Annotated in this window: 15 protein-coding genes; 13 read left to right on the forward strand and 2 right to left on the reverse strand. The window is 70.7% G+C overall.

Annotated features, from left to right (window positions below):
• The 8 genes from ACR3ZA_RS00135 (at window position 1) to ACR3ZA_RS00170 (ending at window position 8,772) form a co-directional block, all read left to right on the forward strand.
• Window positions 1-642: a 3-oxoacid CoA-transferase subunit B gene (locus ACR3ZA_RS00135; RefSeq protein WP_473658946.1), complete on the forward strand. Its 642-nt coding sequence runs from the start codon at window positions 1-3 to the stop codon at window positions 640-642.
• A 37-nt stretch (window positions 643-679) separates the two neighbouring features.
• Window positions 680-1,741, forward strand: a complete 1,062-nt coding sequence (locus tag ACR3ZA_RS00140) for an alpha/beta fold hydrolase (protein WP_473658948.1) — start codon at window positions 680-682, stop codon at window positions 1,739-1,741.
• 78 nt (window positions 1,742-1,819) lie between these two features.
• A complete protein-coding gene (ispG, locus tag ACR3ZA_RS00145; protein ID WP_473658952.1) occupies window positions 1,820-2,971 on the forward strand; it encodes a flavodoxin-dependent (E)-4-hydroxy-3-methylbut-2-enyl-diphosphate synthase in 1,152 nt (383 codons plus the stop codon).
• Window positions 2,972-3,172: 201 nt separating this feature from the next.
• The gene (locus ACR3ZA_RS00150; RefSeq protein ID WP_473658955.1) at window positions 3,173-3,847 is read left to right on the forward strand and encodes a SipW-dependent-type signal peptide-containing protein; all 675 of its coding nucleotides are present in this window, start codon (window positions 3,173-3,175) and stop codon (window positions 3,845-3,847) included.
• Between the two features lie 20 nt (window positions 3,848-3,867).
• Window positions 3,868-4,437: a signal peptidase I gene (locus tag ACR3ZA_RS00155; RefSeq protein WP_473658958.1), complete on the forward strand. Its 570-nt coding sequence runs from the start codon at window positions 3,868-3,870 to the stop codon at window positions 4,435-4,437.
• Window positions 4,434-5,150, forward strand: a complete 717-nt coding sequence (locus ACR3ZA_RS00160) for a hypothetical protein (RefSeq protein ID WP_473658960.1) — start codon at window positions 4,434-4,436, stop codon at window positions 5,148-5,150. The genes ACR3ZA_RS00155 and ACR3ZA_RS00160 overlap by 4 nt, the downstream gene beginning before the upstream one ends.
• A complete protein-coding gene (locus ACR3ZA_RS00165; RefSeq protein WP_473658962.1) occupies window positions 5,147-6,976 on the forward strand; it encodes a choice-of-anchor G family protein in 1,830 nt (609 codons plus the stop codon). Before ACR3ZA_RS00160 ends, ACR3ZA_RS00165 begins: the two co-directional genes overlap by 4 nt.
• Window positions 6,977-7,008: 32 nt before the next feature.
• A complete protein-coding gene (locus tag ACR3ZA_RS00170) occupies window positions 7,009-8,772 on the forward strand; it encodes a proline--tRNA ligase (protein WP_473658964.1) in 1,764 nt (587 codons plus the stop codon).
• Between the two features lie 6 nt (window positions 8,773-8,778).
• On the opposite strand, the gene ACR3ZA_RS00175 is transcribed toward ACR3ZA_RS00170, so the two are convergent.
• Window positions 8,779-9,888 (reverse strand): nucleotide disphospho-sugar-binding domain-containing protein, encoded by a 1,110-nt coding sequence (locus tag ACR3ZA_RS00175; protein ID WP_473658966.1) that lies wholly within the window; start codon window positions 9,886-9,888, stop codon window positions 8,779-8,781.
• Between the two features lie 22 nt (window positions 9,889-9,910).
• Window positions 9,911-10,468 (reverse strand): TetR family transcriptional regulator, encoded by a 558-nt coding sequence (locus ACR3ZA_RS00180; protein ID WP_473658968.1) that lies wholly within the window; start codon window positions 10,466-10,468, stop codon window positions 9,911-9,913.
• A 200-nt stretch (window positions 10,469-10,668) separates the two neighbouring features.
• On the opposite strand from ACR3ZA_RS00180, the gene nusA reads away from it, so the two are divergent.
• The 5 genes from nusA to ACR3ZA_RS00205 all read left to right on the forward strand — a co-directional run bounded on the left by nusA (window position 10,669) and on the right by ACR3ZA_RS00205 (window position 15,805).
• Complete coding sequence (gene nusA, locus ACR3ZA_RS00185) at window positions 10,669-11,649, forward strand: transcription termination factor NusA (RefSeq protein WP_473658970.1); 981 nt, start codon at window positions 10,669-10,671, stop codon at window positions 11,647-11,649.
• 11 nt (window positions 11,650-11,660) lie between these two features.
• Window positions 11,661-11,939: a DUF448 domain-containing protein gene (locus tag ACR3ZA_RS00190; RefSeq protein ID WP_473658972.1), complete on the forward strand. Its 279-nt coding sequence runs from the start codon at window positions 11,661-11,663 to the stop codon at window positions 11,937-11,939.
• Window positions 11,940-12,036: 97 nt separating this feature from the next.
• On the forward strand, window positions 12,037-14,721 hold the full coding sequence (infB, locus tag ACR3ZA_RS00195; RefSeq protein ID WP_473658974.1) for a translation initiation factor IF-2: 2,685 nt from the start codon (window positions 12,037-12,039) through the stop codon (window positions 14,719-14,721).
• A 156-nt stretch (window positions 14,722-14,877) separates the two neighbouring features.
• A complete protein-coding gene (gene rbfA / locus ACR3ZA_RS00200; protein WP_473658976.1) occupies window positions 14,878-15,318 on the forward strand; it encodes a 30S ribosome-binding factor RbfA in 441 nt (146 codons plus the stop codon).
• A 4-nt stretch (window positions 15,319-15,322) separates the two neighbouring features.
• Window positions 15,323-15,805, forward strand: coding sequence for a GNAT family N-acetyltransferase (locus ACR3ZA_RS00205; RefSeq protein ID WP_473658978.1), 483 nt, complete (start codon window positions 15,323-15,325; stop codon window positions 15,803-15,805).
• Window positions 15,806-15,914: the final 109 nt, after the last annotated feature.

Consider the following 15,914-nt stretch of genomic DNA (forward strand, 5'->3'; position numbering starts at 1 on the left):
ATGCCCCTGGATCGCATCGGAATGGCGGCGCGGGCCGCGCTGGAGCTGCCCGACGGCGCCTACGTCAACCTCGGCATCGGGCTCCCGACGCTCGTTCCCAACTACCTGCCCGAGGGGCGCACCGTCGTGCTCCAGTCCGAGAACGGGATCCTCGGCGTCGGCCCGTACCCGAGCGAGGACGCGGTCGATGCCGACCTTATCAACGCGGGCAAGGAGACGGTGACGACCCTGCCCGGCTCCGCGTTCTTCGACTCCGCGACCAGCTTCGGCATGATCCGCGGCGGCAAGATCGACGCTGCCATCCTCGGCGCGATGCAGGTCTCTGAGCACGGCGACCTCGCCAACTGGATGATCCCCGGGAAGATGGTCAAGGGCCCCGGCGGCGCGATGGACCTGGTGCACGGCGTCCAGCGCGTGATCGTGCTGATGGAGCACGTCGCCAAGGACGGCTCGGCCAAGATCGTGCGGGAGTGCTCGCTTCCGCTGACCGGGCGCGCGGTCGTGCACCGCATCATCACCGACCTCGCGGTCATCGATGTCGAGCCCGACGGCCTCGTGCTGCGCGAGCTCGCCCCCGGCGTCACCGTCGACGAGGTGCGCGCCGCGACCGAGCCCGAGCTGCGCGTCGACCTGACCGCGTAGATCCCCGCACCGCCCTCGAGAACAAAGGAGTTCCTTGATGTCGCAGTCCCTCTTCGACGGAATCGTCGCCCATGATGTGACGACCCCGCGCCTCACCGCGCGCGTGCTGGAGCGCGCCGCGGCCGGGGAGGCATCCGCCACCGTCGTGCTCATCCACGGCAACGTGTCGTCGTCGCTGTTCTTCCAGCCGACCATGCTGGCGCTGCCCGCCGAGTACCGCGCCCTCGCGATCGACCTGCGCGGATTCGGCGAGAGCCAGACCCTTCCGGTCGACGCGACGCGCGGCGTTCGCGACTTCTCGGACGACGTCGCGAGCGTGCTCGACGCGCTCGGCGTGACCGCCGCGCACGTGCTCGGCTGGAGCATGGGGGCGGGCGTCGTCATGCAGCTCGTGCTCGACCGCCCCGACCTGGTGACGAGCATGACGCTCGAATCGCCGATCTCGCCCTACGGCTTCGGTGGCACCGGCGCGGGCGGAAAGCGCCTCGACGCGGAGGCGGCCGGCACCGGCGGCGGGGGAGCGAACCCCGACTTCGTCGCCCGTCTGGAGGCGGGCGACACCAGCGCCGACGAGCAGACCTCGCCGCGCTCCGTCTACCGCGCCGCGTACGTCGCGCATCCGGAGAGCATCGAGCACGAAGATCTCTGGGTCGCCTCGATGCTGACCACCAAGACCGGCGTCGACAACTACCCGGGCGACGCGCGCGTCGTCGACGCCTGGCCCGGCTTCGCGCCCGGAGGTCGCGGCGTGCTCAACACGATGTCGCCCGACCACTTCGACACCACGGCGATCGTCGACCTGCCGAACAAGCCGCCCGTGCTGTGGGTGCGCGGCACCGCCGACGCGATCGTCTCGGACGCGTCGTTCTTCGACCTGAACATGCTCGGGCAGGTCGGGGTCGTTCCCGGCTGGCCGGGCGCCGACGTCGCTCCGCCGCAGCCGATGGTCACCCAGACCCGCGAGGTGCTGGAGCGCTACGCGGAGGCCGGGGGGTCGTATCGCGAACTCGTCTTCGAGGACTGCGGGCACTCGCCCCACCTCGAACAGCCCGCCGAGTTCGATGCGGCCTTCGCCGCGCACATCGCGGCGGCCGAGTAGCGGTGCGCGCGGTGGCGGGGTCGCAACGCGCGACCCCGCCACAGCGAGTCCTGTGCTTCGACCCGTAGGCTGGGGTCTGTGCCTGCACTGAACATTGGGATGCCGAAGCCCGCCCCCGAGACCCTTGCCCCGCGACGCAAGTCACGTCAGATCAAGGTCGGCAAGGTGCTCGTCGGCGGCGATGCGCCCGTCAGCGTCCAGTCGATGACGACGACCCCCACGACCAACATCAACGCGACCCTGCAGCAGATCGCCGAGCTCACCGCCTCCGGCTGCGACATCGTGCGCGTGGCCGTGCCGAGCCAGGACGACGCGGATGTGCTGCACATCATCGCCAAGAAGAGCCAGATCCCGGTCATCGCCGACATCCACTTCCAGCCGAAGTACGTGTTCCAGGCGATCGACGCCGGCTGCGCCGCCGTGCGCGTCAACCCGGGCAACATCCGCAAGTTCGACGATCAGGTCGGCGCCATCGCCAAGGCCGCCAAGGATGCGGGCGTCAGCCTGCGCATCGGCGTCAACGCGGGCAGCCTCGACCCGCGCCTGCTCCAGAAGTACGGCAAGGCCACGCCCGAGGCGCTGGTCGAGAGCGCCGTCTGGGAGGCCTCGCTGTTCGAAGAGCACGACTTCCACGACTTCAAGATCTCGGTCAAGCACAACGACCCGATCGTGATGGTCAAGGCCTACCGTCAGCTCGCCGAACGAGGCGACTGGCCGCTGCACCTCGGCGTGACCGAGGCGGGCCCCGCCTTCCAGGGCACCATCAAGAGCGCGACCGCGTTCGGCATCCTGCTGGGGGAGGGCATCGGCGACACCATCCGCGTCTCGCTGTCGGCTCCGCCCGCGGAAGAGGTCAAGGTGGGCCTGCAGATCCTGCAGTCGCTGAACCTGCGCGAGCGCAAGCTCGAGATCGTCTCCTGCCCCTCCTGCGGCCGCGCCCAGGTGGACGTGTACACGCTCGCCGACGAGGTCACGGCGGGGCTCGAGGGCATGAGCGTGCCGCTGCGCGTCGCCGTCATGGGCTGCGTCGTCAACGGTCCCGGCGAGGCGCGGGAGGCCGACCTCGGTGTCGCCTCCGGCAACGGCAAGGGCCAGATCTTCGTCAAGGGCGAGGTGATCAAGACCGTTCCGGAGTCGGAGATCGTGGCCACTCTGATCGAGGAGGCGAACCGTCTCGCCGCCGAGATGCCGCCGGGTGAGAGCGGAACCCCCGAGGTCGTCACGGTCTGATTCTCGGGCCTTCCTCACATTTCTGCCCCCAGAACCGGGGTCACGCGGAGCTTTACTCAACAGACTGGTCGGTCTACCTTGGAGGTACCCGGACTTACCAACCGGGCTGTCGGTCGTAATTGACCGGCCCATTAGGAGATCAGGGACTCCGTGGGGCATGTCTTCATGCGTTCCTGATCACCGACCGCTGGGGGTCAGGACATGGGGCAAAAAATCACGGCGCGTCGAGCGCGCGCACGCAACAGAATCATCGCACTCGGCTCTGCCGGGCTCGTACTGGGCGGAGGGATCGCCGCGGGCTCGCTGGCAGCGTGGACCGATGTCGAGTGGATCACGGGCGGAGTCGACAGCTCCGCCGGGGTGACCGCGTCCACCTTCGAGGTGGAGCAGAATGTCGGCGCCGCGGCAGCGTGGGATCACCACGAGACCGAGCCGGCGGCCAACACCGTCGACTTCAGTGCGGCGGCGGCGACACTCACTCCGGGAGACACGGTCTACGGCTTCGTGCGGCTGCGCACGCCCGTCGACTCGCTCGGGGGTGAGCTCAGTCTCGTCGCCGACACCGACACCTCGGATGCGAGCAGTCTCGAGGCAGCGCTCACCTATGGTGCCGTCGTGATGGACGCGCACACCAGCTGCAACGCGACCGACTACACCGACGACGCGACGTCGACGCTGGTCGCTCTCGGCTCGGCGCTGGACAGCGACGGGGCGGCCACGTTCGACCTCGCCGCCGCGACGGCCACCCTGCCGGGAACCGAGCAGACGGTGTGCTTCGCGCTCACCTTCCCGGCGAGCTATGCGAGTGACGACTCCCTCCAGGGGGAGACCGCGACGCCGGTGTGGCACTTCGACGCGATCTCGGTCGCGCCGTAGTCCGCAGCTCGCGCGCCGAGATGTCGACGACTCTGCTGCCGACGCCCGCGACTCGCGGGCGTCGGCCTCGCCGAGCGACCGCGTCCTCGCTGGTCGCCGGTGCCAAATCCACGGTCATCGTGATCGCGGGGCTGCTCGGGCTCGTGATGGCGCTCGCGAGCATCGCACCGGCGTTCGGCATCGCGATGGTGCGGCTCGAGACGGGCTCCATGGCGCCCACCTATCCCACGGGCGCACTGCTCGTGGTGCGCGACGCGAGTGTCGATGAACTGGCGGTCGGCGACGTGGTGACCGTCTCGCGGGCGGGTCACGCCCCCGTCACCCACCGCATCGTCGCCCTCGAGCGGGCCGGCGACGGCGCCGCCCTGACGCTGCGCGGCGACGCCAATGCGACCGACGATCCGCAGCCGTATCTGGTGCAGCGGGTCGGTCTGGTGCTCGGCGGGGTTCCCGTGGTCGGAGCGCTCGTCGGCGCGGCGCAGCAGCCCGTCGGCGTCATCGCGCTGAGCGCCGTGGCCGCCGCCGTCGTGCTCTGGGCATGGTGGCCGCCGCGACGTCGCCCCGATCATCGGGCGGAGCCGGACTCATGAGCGTGATGACCCCCCGCATCCTTGCTGTGGGCGGCGCACTGACCGTCGCGGTGTCGCTCGCGGTCGGCGGTGCGGCGGCGCCCGCGGCGGCCGACATCGTGGACGACGGCGCCTCGAGCCTGCTCTGGATCGACGCCACGCCCGTCACCATCGCGGCCGAGCTGGAGCCCGGCGACCGCGTCTACTGGTCGTTCACGACCGGCCTGTCGGATGCGACCGACGGCGAGCTGTGGATGACCGTGCGGCGCTCGGGAGAGCTGGCCGCGCATCCTGACGGCCTGCGGATCGAGATCCGCGAGTGCTCGACCGCCTGGGCGGTGCCGGCCGACTCAGCCGACGAGGCGACCTGCGCCGGTGTCGCGACGACGACGCTCACGGATCGCGCGTTCGCCGACATCGGAGACGACGAGCTCTGGGCGCTGGGGGCGCTCGCCAACGACAGTGAGCGCCACTTTCTCGCCACCATCAGCTTTCCCGACCTCGCCCCGAGTGAGCTTCAGGCCACCTCCGCGGGTTTCGACATCGAGTTCCGGGCCGCCGGTGACACCGAGGGGATAGCCGGCGGCTCCGGCCAGCCCTCCCCGAGCATTGCGCTCACCGGGGTCAACCCGGCCGCGGCGCTCGCGCTCGCCGCCGTCCTGCTCGGTGCGGGCGGGTTGATCGTCGCCGCGGCGCGGGCCCGATTCGCGCGCACATCGGAGGCCCGCTCGTGAGCGCGCGAGACGGCCGTCGAGCACGTCGTGGCGCCTCGGTCGCGGTCGCCGGGCTCGCCCTCACCTCGATCGTCGCCAGCGGTCTGGTCGGCAGCTCCACGGCGGCGTGGACCGACACCGAGTGGGTCGAGACCGCCTCCGCCGGGCTCGACTGCACGGCGCCCGGTCTCGGTACCAGCACGGCGGCGGGCACCATGCTCGGCGGCGAGCTGCTCGGACTCGACCTCGCGACGATCGTCGAGCTCGACGGCGTCCGCGTCGACAACGACGGAACCGACGCCGCGCCGACGCCGGCGAGCGCGGATCCGGTGCCCGCATCCGACGACGAGGCCTGGCGCGACCCGCTCGAGGTCTCCGCCGCCTTCGACGCGATCAATCTGTCTCTCGGCGATGTGCTCGTGCTTCCGCTCGACACCGACACGGGCGTGTACCACCAGTACGCGCGCGCCTCTGACGACCTCGGTTCGGCGGCCGCGGCGGGAGCGGTGACCGACACCGGGGGGATCGCCCTCGACGCGTTCTCCGGCCCGCAGGACGACCGCCCGAAGTTCGGCACCCTCGAACTCGGCACCGTCCTCGCCGGCGCGACCGGCGAGACGCTGTCGGACCTGGTCACCGCGAATCTGACCGACCTTCGGCTGGAGCTCGGCGCGCTCGCCGGCGTCGCGCAGGTCGACGGGTGCGGCGCCGCCTGGAGCAACGACATCTATGCCGAACTCGAGCGCGACTACGCGATCGCCGGGCTCGACCTCGACGTCGACTCGCCGCTGGTTGGAAGCCTGGTCACCTCGGTGCAGTCCGCACTCACCGCACTCGAAGGCGCGGTCGCCGCCCTGTCGGGGGATGCCGGACTCACGAACGCCCTGGCATCCGGAGTGCTCGGCTCGCTCTCCGGAGTGCTCGGGGCGCTCGGCGTGGGCACACCCTCGGCGACCGTGGCGGTGACGGTCGACTTCTCGGCGGTCGATGCGCTGCTCGACGACACGATCAGCGACGACGAGGGCATCGTCGAGATCGACCTCGCCACCGGAACGATCGGCGTCGACCTCGCAGCTCTGCTCGGCGAGCAGTACGGCACCGACGGGCTCAACGGCCTCGACCCCAACACCGAGCTGCTGATCAACGAGGCGGTGCTCACGGCACTCACCGACGCGGTCTCGGCCGCCCTCGCCGACTGGGTCGCCGACGTGGTCTCGGCCATCGAATCCGCGCTCGACGTTGTCGACGTGAGTGTCACCGTCACCGTGCCGGTCAGCGTCACGGTCGTGGTCACGACGGTCGACCTCGGCAACCTGGTGATCGACATCGATGGATCGCTCGACGAACTGCTGGCCGGCTCCGGCACGATCGACGCGACCCTCGGCACGGGCTCGTGCGGGCTGGTCTGCGCGGCCGTGTCAACGATCGTGAACGGCGTGCTCACCGGCGTCGAAGGCTCCATCGCCACCCTCGGCCCGGTCGTCGGCGGCCTCGTCCAGACCGCGCTGTCGACCGCGACCGGCCCGCTCGTGACCAGCCTCGAGTCGACCCTGTCGTCGACCGCCACGGCGCTCATCGGGGTGCTCGGGGGCACGCTCGGCGGGCTGTTCGGCACCGACGGGATCCTCTCCGTGCTCGTCAACGCGCAGAACGACCCGGACCCGGCGGTCCTCGGCGCGGGCGCCGAGCCTCCGTCCTGGGCCAGCATCCCGGGAACTCCGAGCGACGCCCCGTTCGACACCGGACGCTATGACGTGGCGGCGCTCGTCATCGGCGTCGTGGGGGCGATCGAGGCCGTCGAGGTGGCGCTCGCGCGCGCCTCCGTCGGGGGCAACGCAATCGACTGAGCCGCATGCGCCGCGCGGATAGGCTGTACGCCGTGCCTACGCTCCTGTCTCAGCTCTTTGTCCGAACCCTGCGCGAAGACCCCGTCGACGCCGAGGTCGCGAGCCACCGGCTGCTCGTCCGCGCGGGCTACATCCGCCGGCAGGCGCCCGGCATCTTCGCCTGGCTGCCGCTGGGGCTGAAGGTCCGCCGCAAGATCGAGGCGGTCATCCGCGAGGAGATGGAGCGGGCGGGCGCGCAGGAGGTGCACTTCCCGGCGCTGCTGCCGCGCGAGCCCTACGAGGCGACCGGCCGCTGGGAGGAGTACGGCGACGGCATCTTCCGGCTCAAGGACCGCAAGGGCGCCGACTACCTGCTCGCGCCGACGCACGAGGAGGTCTTCACGCTGCTCGTGAAGGACCTGTACTCCAGCTACAAGGACCTGCCGCTGTCGATCTACCAGATCCAGGACAAGTACCGCGACGAGGCCCGGCCGCGTGCCGGACTCCTGCGCGGGCGCGAGTTCTCGATGAAGGACGCCTACTCCTTCGACTACACCGACGCCGGGCTCGACGCCTCCTACCAGGCGCAGCGCGACGCCTACGAGCGCATCTTCACGCGCCTCGGACTCGAGTACGAGATCGTGCAGGCCGACGCGGGTGCCATGGGCGGATCGCGCTCCGAGGAGTTCCTGCACCCCACCCCGATCGGCGAGGACACCTTCGTGCGCTCGGCGGGCGGCTACGCGGCCAACGTCGAGGCGTTCACGACGACCGCGCCCCCCGCGCTGCCGATCGAGGGCCTCGCACCGGCCGTCGTGCACGACACCCCCGACACCCCGACGATCGCCACGCTCGTCGACGTCGCCAACCGGAACCACCCGCGCCCCGACGGCCGCGAATGGACGGCCGCCGACACGCTCAAGAACGTCGTGCTGGCGCTCACCCACGTCGACGGGTCCCGCGAACTGGTCATCGTGGCCGTTCCCGGTGACCGTGACGTCGACATGAAGCGCGCCGAGGCGGCGTTCGCGCCCGCCGAGGTGGAGCCCGCGACCGCCGAGGACTTCGAGAAGCAGCCCCTGCTGGTGAAGGGCTACATCGGGCCGTGGAGCCCCACCGGTGCGGTGCTCGGCGCCGAGTCGGCGACCGAGATCCGCTACCTGCTCGACCCGCGCATCGTCGACGGCACCGAGTGGATCACCGGGGCTAACGCCGACGGCAAGCACGTCTTCGGCCTCGTCGCCGGTCGCGATTTCGTGGGCGACGGCACCGTCGAGGTGGCCGACGTGCGCGCGGGCGACCCCGCGCCGGACGGCTCCGGCCCCGTCGAGCTGCTGCGCGGCATGGAGATCGGCCACGTGTTCCAGCTGGGACGCAAGTACGCCGAATCGCTCGGCCTCAAGGTGCTCGACGAGAACGGCAAGCTCGTCACCGTCACGATGGGCTCCTACGGAATCGGCGTCACCCGCATCCTCGCGGCGATCGCCGAGACGACCGCCGATGACCGCGGACTGCTCTGGCCCGCCGAGGTGGCGCCGTTCGACGTGCACGTGGTCGCCACGGGCCGCGACGCGGCGGCCTTCGAGCTGGCCGCGTCGGTGGCCGCCGAGCTGGAGGCATCCGGCCGCGACGTGCTCTACGACGACCGCCCGAAGGTGTCGCCCGGCGTCAAGTTCGGCGACGCCGAGCTGCTGGGCGTTCCGACGATCGTGATCGTGGGTCGCGGCGCGGCCGACGGCCTCGTCGAGCTCTGGGACCGTCGCAGCAACGAGCGCACCGAGGTGCCCGCCACGGAGCTGCTCGCGCGCCTCGCCTGACGCTGTTCAGCGCGGCGCCACCGTCGCGCTCGCAAGTTCGGCGAGCCTCTCGGCGGCGCGGCGCGCGCCGGACTGGGTGCGAAGCCGCGCGCCGATCGTGGCCGCCGAGGCGCGGACTGCGGGATCGTCGAGCAGTCGCTGCGTCTCGGTCGCAATGCGGGCCGGCGATGCGGAGGCCGGCAGTCGTCGCCCGGCCCCGAGCGACTGGACCGCGGCTCCGACCATCGGCTGGTCGAGCAGCGGATGCATCGGAAGGATGAGCAGCGGCAGATCGTGGGCGAGCGCGGTCGCGGTCGTCGAGTGCCCGCCGTGCCCGATCACGAGGCTCGCGCGCGGAAGCACCTCGGCGTGCGGGATCCGGTCCACGACCTCGACATTCGCTGGCATCACGAGCTCACGATCGGGAGCGAGGCCGCCGAGGGTGATCAGTCCGCGCACCTTCAGCGTGCCGAGGGCGTCGGCGATGCGCTGGTAGGCGGCGGTCTGACCGGGGAACCAGGTCGTGCTGAGGCTCACGACGACGAGGGGCGCTCCCGCCTCCGCGCGGGCGGGGACGCCGGTCTCGACAACGCCCGTCCACTCGAAGCCGTCGCCGTTCGCGCGCAGGTCCAGCGCGGGATCGGTGAGGACCAGGCGCGCGTCGGCCTCCCGCCACCGCCGACGCGGATCGTGACCGCGCAGCCGCGCGATGAGTCCCACCGGGCCCGGCGCGAAGGAGCGCTGCCAGAAGCCGAGCAGGGTGTGGAAGTGCACGGCCACGCGTGCCCCGGCCGAACCGGCCCCGGCGATCGCCGACGCCATCATGCAGTCGACGAATGCGGCATCGACGGCGAGCTCGCGGATGCGCTGCGCAACCTCGCGCTCGATGCCGCGATCGTAGGCGAGTCGTGCGGCTTCGCCGAGCGCTTTCGGCACCGAGCGGGCGTGGCGCGAGTCGTGGAACTCGAGGCTCGACAGGCCCGTGAACTCGGCTCCGAGCTCCTCGAACCGCGCCCGCTGGCGCTCGTGGCCGAGCGCGACCACGCGGTGTCCCGCGGCGAGCAGCTCCCGGGCGACGGCACGGGCGGGGGGCACGTTGCCGCCGGCATCGGCGGTGACGATGGCGATCGTGGACATGGCGGGCTCCTGGAGTGTCGGGTCAGGCGGTGGAGAGGAGCGCGTCGACGGCGCGACGCATGCGGCGGGCGACGGCGTCCGGGCTCAGGCCGCGATCGCGGCGCAGCAGCTTCCAGGCGTAGACGTCGGTCGCGACGACGAGCAGATCCAGCAGGGATTCGTCGTCGTCGGCCCGCGCCAGGCCCTGAGCGAAGACGCGCGCAGCCCAGTCGCGGTGCAGCGCCTTGCCGGGGGTCGTGACGGCGGCGGCGGTCGGCTCCCACGACTCCTGGGCGAGCAGCAGCAGGACGCCGTCGCCGCGCTCCTCATAGTGATCTAGCAGCGAGCGAAGGCTCGCCTCGATGTCGTCGGGGTCGGCGAGGCGTTCGGCGTGGACGAGGGCCGTTCCGTGCTCGTGGGCCGCGGCGAGGAGCCCGTCGCGCGATCCGAAGCCCCGCAGGACTGTCTGCACCGTGACGCCCGCGTCCGTCGCGACGGCCGGAAGCGTGACCGAGGCGAGGGGGACCGAGAGTCCGAGCCGCAGGGTCGCGTCGAGGATGCGCCGGCGGGTCTCGTCGGCGCGCGCGGTTCGCTTCCGCATGTCGTAGCGTCTCTGCTGGTTCATGTTAGTTCTTATTAACATGAACTTGGGCGGACCTGTCAAGAGCCGGATGCGCGAGGACTCGAGGCGGGAGCGCGCCGCGCGATCCCCAGCTCGTATGCCGACCCCGTCGTGCTCGGTTAGACTTCATCGATGCGGCCGAGGGTAGGCCGCCCACAATCTGAATAGCGGAGGCCTAGATGGACATCGACCTCGGAATGCTGCGGCTCATGGAGCGCGAGCGAGAGATTCCGTTTGAAGAATTGGTCGGGATCATCGAGCAGGCCATCCTGACCGCGTATCTCAAGCACACCGACCAGGGCCCCGAGGTGGGCGCGCGCGTCGAGCTCGACCGCAAGACCGGCCACATCACGGTGTACGTCCCCGAACTCGATGAGGACGGCCAGGTCGTTGGCGAGGCGATCGACAACCCCGCCGACTTCGGACGCGTCTCCGCCTTCGCCGCCAAGCAGGTCATCTCGCAGCGGTTGCGCGACATCGGCGACGACAAGGTGCTCGGCGAGTTCAAGGGGCGCGAAGGCGACATCGTCGCGGGCGTCATCCAGCAAGGACCCAACCCGCGCATGATCCACGTCGACCTCGGCGCGGTCGAGGCGATCCTGCCGCCCGAAGAGCAGGTGCCGGGCGAGGACTACGCGCACGGGTCGCGCATCCGCGTCTACGTCACCAGCGTCAGCAAGGGCCCGAAGGGCCCGGCGATCACCGTCAGCCGCACCCACCCCGGTCTCGTGCGCAAGCTCTTCGCGCTCGAGGTGCCCGAGATCGCGAGCGGCATCGTCGAGATTGCGAGCCTCGCCCGCGAGGCCGGACACCGCAGCAAGATCGCGGTGCGCGCCCTCGAGCCCGGGATCAACGCCAAGGGCGCCTGCATCGGCGAGCTCGGCCAGCGCGTCCGCGCCGTCACCGCCGAGCTCGGCAACGAGAAGATCGACATCGTCGACTACTCGGATGACCTGGCCACCTTCGTGGCGAGCGCCCTCAGCCCGGCGAAGGTGACGAGCGCGTTCGTCGTCGACGAATCGCTCAAGGCGGTGCGCGCTCTCGTGCCCGATTACCAGCTCTCACTCGCGATCGGCAAGGAAGGTCAGAACGCGCGACTCGCCGCCAAATTGACGGGTGCGCGCATCGACATCCAGCCTGATTCGGTGATGGAGTCCTGAGCCGGGGTAGGATGGAGGCCGTCAGAACCTGCCTGGGTTGCCGACAGCGCGCTCCCCGCTCCTCGTTATTGAGGGTGGTGGCGCGCGACGGACGGGTCGTCGCGGATGCGGCGGCACGACTTCCGGGCCGGGGCGCCTGGGTGCATGACAGCCCCGAGTGCATTGACACCGCGATCCGGCGCCGCGCCTTCGGGCGAGCGCTGCGGGTCGCAACTGGACTCGATCCCTCGAGTCTGACCACAGTGGAATCCGGTGCGAATGACCGCCCCGGAATCGAACGGACTGAATAGGCCGAAAAGCACATGGACAAGTAATGAGCAACTCGAAATGAGTTCCCTCACCCTTTGATGTCCGCTCCTGCCTGGAGTGGACCCAGACAGGAGAATTGTGGCTAACCCCCGCGTGCACGAGATCGCGAACGAACTCGGCATCGACAGCAAGATCGCTCTGGCGAAACTCACCGAAATGGGCGAGTTCGTCAAGAGCGCCTCATCCTCGATCGCTCCGCCGGTCGCTCGACGCCTGAAGAAGGCGCTGGAGGAAGACGGCGTCGCCAAGCCCGCCGCGGCGCCCGCGCCGAAGCCGGCCGCCAAGCCTGCGCCGAAGCCCGGCCCGAAGCCGGCTCCCGCCGCGCCCGAGGTCAAGGCCCCCGAGCCCGAGAAGCCGGTCGAGGCCGCCGCGCCCGCCGCCGAGAAGCCCGCGCCCGAGCAGCCGGCCGCGAAGCCGTCGGGCGATGCCCCGGCCCCGCGCCCCGGAACTCCGCGTCCGGGCAACAACCCGTACTCCAGCTCGCAGGGCATGGCCCGTCCCGGCGCCCCGCGTCCGGGCAACAACCCGTTCTCGAGCTCGCAGGGCATGCCGCGTCCCGGCGGCGCCGGCGGCGCCATCCCGCGTCCCGCAGCGCCGCGTCCCGGCGCGCCCCGTCCCGGCGCCCCGCGTCCCGGTGCACCCCGTCCGGGTGCTCCGCGTCCCGGTGGCGGCGCCCCGTTCCAGCAGCGTCCCGGCGGCGGTGGCCGTCCCGGCGGCGCCGGCGGCGGATTCCAGCGTCCCGGTGGCGGTCCCGGCGGCTTCGCCGGTCGCCCCGGTGGTGGCGGCGGTCGCGGTCGTGGACCCGGCGGTGGCACCGCGGGTGCCTTCGGTCGCGGTGGCGGCAAGAGCAAGGCCCGCAAGTCGAAGCGGACGAAGCGCGCCGAATTCGAGATGCGGGAGGCCCCGACGCTCGGCGGCGTCGCGATCCCTCGCGGCGACGGCAGCAAGGTCATCCGCCTGCGCCGCGGCGCCTCCATCAGCGACCTCGCCGACAAGCTGGAGACGCTGACCAAGTACAGCGTTCAGCCGGGCGCGCTCGTCACGGCGCTGTTCCACCTCGGTGAGATGGCGACGGCGACCGAGTCGCTCGACGAGGCCACCTTCCAGATCCTCGGAGAGGAGCTGGGCTACAAGATCCAGATCGTCAGCCCCGAGGACGAGGACAAGGAACTCCTCGCCGCCTTCGATCTCGACCTCGAGCAGGAGCTCGAAGACGAGTCGGACGACGAGCTCGAGATTCGGCCCCCGGTCGTCACCGTCATGGGTCACGTCGACCACGGTAAGACCAAGCTGCTTGACGCGATCCGCGAGGCGAACGTCGTCGCGGGCGAGGCCGGCGGCATCACGCAGCACATCGGTGCGTACCAGGTCTGGACCGAGCACGAGGGCAACGAGCGTGCCATCACCTTCATCGACACCCCGGGTCACGAGGCGTTCACCGCCATGCGTGCTCGTGGTGCGCAGGTGACCGACATCGCGATCCTCGTGGTCGCCGCCGACGACGGCATCATGCCGCAGACGGTGGAAGCCCTGAACCACGCGCAGGCGGCCAACGTGCCGATCGTCGTCGCGGTCAACAAGGTCGACAAGGAGGGCGCCAACCCGTCGAAGGTGCGCCAGCAGCTCACCGAGTTCGGCCTGGTCGCCGAGGAGTTCGGTGGCGACACCCTCTTCGTCGACGTCAGCGCGCTCCAGCAGAAGGGCATCAACGAGCTTCTCGATGCCGTGCTGCTGACCGCGGATGCCGGACTCGACCTGCGTGCGAACCCCAACAAGGACGCGCGCGGTGTCGCGATCGAAGCGAAGCTCGACAAGGGCCGCGGTGCCGTCGCGACGGTGCTCATCCAGTCCGGAACGCTGCGCGTCGGCGACGCGATCGTCGCGGGAACGGCCTACGGCCGCGTCCGTGCGATGCACGACGAGAACGGCGACCCGGTCGAGGAGGCCTACCCGGCCCGACCGGTGCAGGTGCAGGGTCTGTCGACCGTGCCCCGAGCCGGCGACACCTTCCTCGTCACCGAGGAGGACCGCACCGCCCGTCAGATCGCCGAGAAGCGTGAAGCGGCTGAGCGCAACGCCCTGCTGGCCAAGGCCCGCAAGCGCATCTCGCTCGAGGACTTCACCAAGGCGCTCGAAGACGGCAAGGTCGAGAGCCTCAACCTCATCATCAAGGGTGACGTCTCCGGTGCCGTCGAGGCACTCGAGGAGGCGCTGCTCAAGATCGAGGTCGACGACAGCGTCCAGCTGCGCATCCTGCACCGCGGTGTGGGTGCGGTCACCGAGTCGGACATCGACCTGGCGACGATCGACAACGCGATCGTCATCGGGTTCAACGTCCGACCCGACGTCAAGGCGCGCGAGCGCGCTGCCCGCGAGGGAATCGACGTTCGGTTCTACTCGGTCATCTACGCGGCGCTCGACGACATCGAGGGCTCGCTCAAGGGCATGCTCAAGCCGGAGTTCGAAGAGGTCCAGTCGGGTGTCGCGGAGATCCGCGAGATCTTCCGCTCCTCCAAGGCCGGCAACATCGCCGGTGTCATCGTTCGCTCCGGCACGATCACGCGCAACGCCAAGGCGCGCGTCATCCGTGACGGCGTCGTGGTCGGCGACAACCTGCAGATCGACTCGCTGCGTCGCTTCAAGGACGACGTCACCGAGGTGCGCACGGACTTCGAGGCCGGTATCGGTCTCGGCAAGTTCAACGACATCCAGATCGGCGACGAGATCGAGACGATCGAGATGAAGGAAAAGGTCCGGGCGTAAGCCTGGGTGCCGGATGCGGCCGGGACATTCCTCCGGGCCGCATCCGGCGACCACCCCTTCGAGGTGGTCGCTGCCAGGCCCAACCAGCGGCCCGGAGAAATGCCCCGACCGCTCCCAAGCTGACGGCCGGTGAAGTGAGAGCAGGGAGAGGGAGAGATGGCTGCGGGAGATCGCGCCGCCAAGATGGCGGATCGCATCAAGGAGATCATCGCGCGTCGGCTCGAGAAGGGGCTGCGTGATCCGCGTCTCGGCTTCGTGACGATCACGGACGTGCGCGTCACGGGCGACCTGCAGCACGCGAGCGTGTTCTTCACCGTGTACGGCACCGACGAGGAGCGCGCCGACTCGTGGGCGGCGCTCAAGTCGGCCACCGGCATGCTGCGCAGCGAGGTCGGGAAGAACATCACGGCGCGGCTGACGCCGAGCCTGGAGTTCATTCCGGATGCCCTCCCCGAGAACGCGGCGGCGCTCGACTCGCTGCTGAAGACGGCGCACGAGCGCGACGAGGTCGCGCGCCAGTCGTCGGTCGGCGCGACCTACGCCGGCGAGGAAGACCCCTACGTCAAGCCGCGCGACCTCGACGACGACGAGGACTGAGCTGGTGCCTCCGCCCGTTCGCCGCGCTGCGGTCGAGGACGCGGAGGGAATCGCGCACGTCCACGTGCGCGCCTGGCAGGAGACGTACCGCCATCTCGTTGCGCCCGAGCGGCTCGACGCGCTGCGGGCAGAGGACCGCGTCGAGCGTTGGCGCGAGATCCTCACCGGCTCCGAGGAAGAGGCGTGGGTCGCGACAGACGGTGACGAGGTCGTCGGCTGGGTCACCGCATCCGATCGGGATCCCGGGAGGCATCCGCGTGCGCGCGAACTGAATGGGGTCTACGTGCTGTCGTCGCACCACGGCTCGGGTGCGGGTGCCGAGCTGCTGACGCGGGCGCTCGGCGACGCGCCTGCGTTCCTCTGGGCGGCGCACGACAACCCCCGCGCGGCGGCGTTCTACCGCAAACACCACTTCGTGCCCGACGGCGAGACGGCCGAGTACGAGACGCTCGGCGCGACCATCCGGATCGAGCGCTGGGTGCGCTGAGCCGCGCCGCGCGCGCCCCGCGCACCCGTCGAGCGGTGCGAAACGTGGGGTGTGGGGCGCGCGGATCGCACTTTTGGCACCGCTCGCGGGGAGGTGGGGTGCGGAGCGC

This window comes from Herbiconiux sp. J20-20, assembly GCF_057365085.1.

Excerpts from the sequence above, each read along its gene's own strand:
- ACR3ZA_RS00175 (WP_473658966.1), bottom strand. The coding sequence starts at position 9,888 with ATGTCCACGATCGCCATCGTCACCGCCGATGCCGGCGGCAACGTGCCC.
- ACR3ZA_RS00155 (WP_473658958.1), top strand. The coding sequence starts at position 3,868 with ATGTCGACGACTCTGCTGCCGACGCCCGCGACTCGCGGGCGTCGGCCT.
- ACR3ZA_RS00150 (WP_473658955.1), top strand. The coding sequence starts at position 3,173 with ATGGGGCAAAAAATCACGGCGCGTCGAGCGCGCGCACGCAACAGAATC.
- ACR3ZA_RS00140 (WP_473658948.1), top strand. The coding sequence starts at position 680 with ATGTCGCAGTCCCTCTTCGACGGAATCGTCGCCCATGATGTGACGACC.
- ACR3ZA_RS00190 (WP_473658972.1), top strand. The coding sequence starts at position 11,661 with ATGGAGGCCGTCAGAACCTGCCTGGGTTGCCGACAGCGCGCTCCCCGC.
- ACR3ZA_RS00180 (WP_473658968.1), bottom strand. The coding sequence starts at position 10,468 with ATGCGGAAGCGAACCGCGCGCGCCGACGAGACCCGCCGGCGCATCCTC.
- ACR3ZA_RS00160 (WP_473658960.1), top strand. The coding sequence starts at position 4,434 with ATGAGCGTGATGACCCCCCGCATCCTTGCTGTGGGCGGCGCACTGACC.
- rbfA (WP_473658976.1), top strand. The coding sequence starts at position 14,878 with ATGGCTGCGGGAGATCGCGCCGCCAAGATGGCGGATCGCATCAAGGAG.
- ACR3ZA_RS00135 (WP_473658946.1), top strand. The coding sequence starts at position 1 with ATGCCCCTGGATCGCATCGGAATGGCGGCGCGGGCCGCGCTGGAGCTG.
- nusA (WP_473658970.1), top strand. The coding sequence starts at position 10,669 with ATGGACATCGACCTCGGAATGCTGCGGCTCATGGAGCGCGAGCGAGAG.